At 45.6% G+C, this 2,934-nt stretch carries 1 protein-coding gene; it reads right to left on the reverse strand.

Annotated elements, in window-relative coordinates; translation table 11 throughout:
* Positions 1-25 precede the first annotated feature (25 nt).
* Positions 26-2,710, reverse strand: a complete 2,685-nt coding sequence (topA, locus tag CK510_RS28720) for a type I DNA topoisomerase (RefSeq protein ID WP_095724882.1) — start codon at positions 2,708-2,710, stop codon at positions 26-28.
* Between the last annotated feature and the right edge of the window lie 224 nt (positions 2,711-2,934).

Consider the following 2,934-nt stretch of genomic DNA (forward strand, 5'->3'; position numbering starts at 1 on the left):
ATCCCCAATCCCCAATCCCCAATAACTACTTTTTCTTAGCAGCAGTTGTAGAAGACTTGGCAGACTTTTGGCTTGAAGCTTTAGTAGTAGTAGATTTTGTGGTAGATTTCTTTGTCGTTGTATCTTTCGACTTACTAGTCGTCTTCCGGGTAGATTTTCCACTCGAAGACTTACTAGCTAATAACTCCAGCGCAACTTCCAAAGTCATATCCTCTACAGAACTACCTTCAGGAATACTGACGTTCGTCTTAGCATATTTTATGTAAGGTCCGTAGGGTCCGTCATAAATATTAATAGGTTGCTCATCCTCAGGATGTACCCCTAATTCCCGTAAAGCAGCCTTAGATTTACTACTAGCCCTTCCCTTCTTCGGTTCAGACAGTATTTCCAAAGCCCGTTCTAAATTCACCGTCAAAACATTATCACTCGCCTTCAGCGATCGATAATCCTTACCTTCCTTCCCCTGGTCATGAACAATATAGGGACCAAACCTGCCCAAACTTGTTTGAATTCTTCCCCCAGTATCGGGATGGGTTCCCAAAGTGCGAGGTAATGCCAATAAACCAACAGCTATTTCCAGAGTTAGGGTTTCTGGAGTCACTCCCTTAGGCAAAGAAGTTTGCTTAGGTTTGGGATTTTCCTCTGTTTTGTCACCCATTTGCACATAGGGACCATAAGCGCCAATCTTCAGATAAATTGGCTCCCCTGTCTCTGGATGACGACCAACTTCGTCTGGACCTTCGGTTTTTTGGCGAATTATCGTCTGGACTTTTTCCAGGTCAAGGTCAGCAGGAGTCAAATCCCTGGGAATTGACGCAGTAACAGAACCTTCACCATTACTAGCTTCCAGATAAGCACCAAACTTACCAATCCGAACTTTGACGTTGGGGATCTGTAAATCCACCGTTCGGGCTTCATCTTTATCAATTTTACTTTCTTGTTCCCTAACTAGGGTTTCTAATCCCTTATCCCCCATATAGAAATTGCGTAAATAGGGGAGCCATTGGGCTTCTCCCGCAGCAATATCATCGAGGGTTTGTTCCATTTTTGAGGTAAAGCTGGGATCGACAATATCGGGGAAATGTTTTTCCAGCAAGTCTGTGACTGCAAACGCTGTAAACGTCGGAATTAGGGCATTATTCGTTAATTGGGCGTAACCCTTGTCAATAATAGTACCGATAATACTTGCGTAAGTACTTGGTCGCCCAATGCCTTCACTCTCCAGAGTTTTCACCAAACTAGCTTCCGTATACCTGGCGGGGGGCTGGGTTTCGTGCTTGACATTTTCCAACTCCGCGCATTCGGGTTTGTCCCCAACTTTGAGGTTCGGTAAAATAATCTCCATATTTTCCAAAGCTGCATCGGGGTCATCGGAACCTTCAACATAGGCACGGAGATAACCTTCAAAGTCAATGCGTTTGCCCGAAGAACGGAAACCAGCATCCTCAACCTGCATTTGGATGGTAATTTGCGTTTGTCGCGCATCAGCCATTTGGCAAGCAACAGTCCGTTTCCAAATCAGATCGTACAATTTAAATTCGCGATCGCTCGGATTCAAACCCGTTTCCTGGGGAGTGCGGAAACTACTACCAGCCGGACGGATAGCTTCGTGGGCTTCCTGTGCCCCCTTCGATTTAGTCGTGTATTGACGGGGACTAGGACTCAAGTATTCTTTGCCGTAAAGCTTTGCCGCACATTCGCGGGCAGCTGTTATAGCTTGGTCTGATAAATGTACCGAGTCGGTACGCATGTAAGTTATATAACCTTGCTCGTACAGGTTTTGAGCAATTCGCATGGTATCGCGGGCAGAAAAACGCAATTTCCGGTTTGCTTCCTGCTGCATGGTGGAAGTCGTAAACGGTGGGTAAGGTTTGCGTGTGACGGGACGTTCTTCTAAATCCGTCACCGACCAGGCTTTATTCGCTAGTCGTGCTTTCAAAGCTTCGGCTTCGGCTTCTTTAAGCAACATGACATTGCGTCCGGCGGTTATTTGTCCGGTGGTGGAGTCAAAATCGCTGCCCGTGGCAACTTTGGTTCCTCCTACGCTCACCAAGACGGCGCTAAAGCCAGTTTTTTCATGCAACAAACTAGCTTTCAAATCCCAAAATGCGCCCGTGCGAAATACCCGACGCTGGCGTTCTTTTGTAACTAGAAGTCTTACTGCTACCGACTGGACACGACCAGCCGAAAGCCCAAAGGAAATTTTCTTCCACAGCAGTGGTGACAGGGTATAACCCACAAGTCGATCCAAAATCCGCCGAGTTTCCTGGGCACGAACCACCTTTTCGTCGATAGTGCGACAATTTTTCAGAGCTTTCTGAATTGCTTCCTTGGTAATTTCGTGAAACACCATCCGCTTGGTGGGAATTTTGGGATTGAGCAACTGGTACAAATGCCAACTGATGCTTTCCCCTTCCCTATCTTCGTCAGTTGCCAATATCAGTTCGGTGACACCTTTGAGAGCGTCTTTGAGTTGGGTGACGATTTTCTTTTTGTCTTTGGGGACAACATAGAGAGGTTCAAAGTCAGCATCTACATTCACCCCGAGTTGTGCCCATTTCTCTGCTTTGACTGCGGCGGGAATTTCGCTAGCCGATTGTGGTAAGTCGCGTACATGACCCATTGATGCCTCTACCTTATATCCTGCTGGAAGGTAGTTGCGAATGGTACGGGCTTTGGTCGGAGATTCAACAATAACAAGGGTTGACATGGAAATTTCAAAAAAAAAACAAAGGCTGCTAGGCTAAACAGTCAAGGGCTGGTGACACGCGGGTGTGAATTCCAGCTATCTCAATCTTTAACTTATATCTTGCTAATTTGGCGAGTATTACTGGTAAATTATGCCTGAAGTTGAGTAGATAAGTAGTTTATCTGTATTTTGCATTTATTTATTTTTATTTATTTTGCCAAACTTCTCGATCACCCTCTCATTTT

Origin of the sequence: Brunnivagina elsteri CCALA 953 (assembly GCF_002289455.1) — a bacterium.
In the GTDB taxonomy this organism is placed as follows: Bacteria; Cyanobacteriota; Cyanobacteriia; order Cyanobacteriales; family Nostocaceae; genus Brunnivagina; species Brunnivagina elsteri.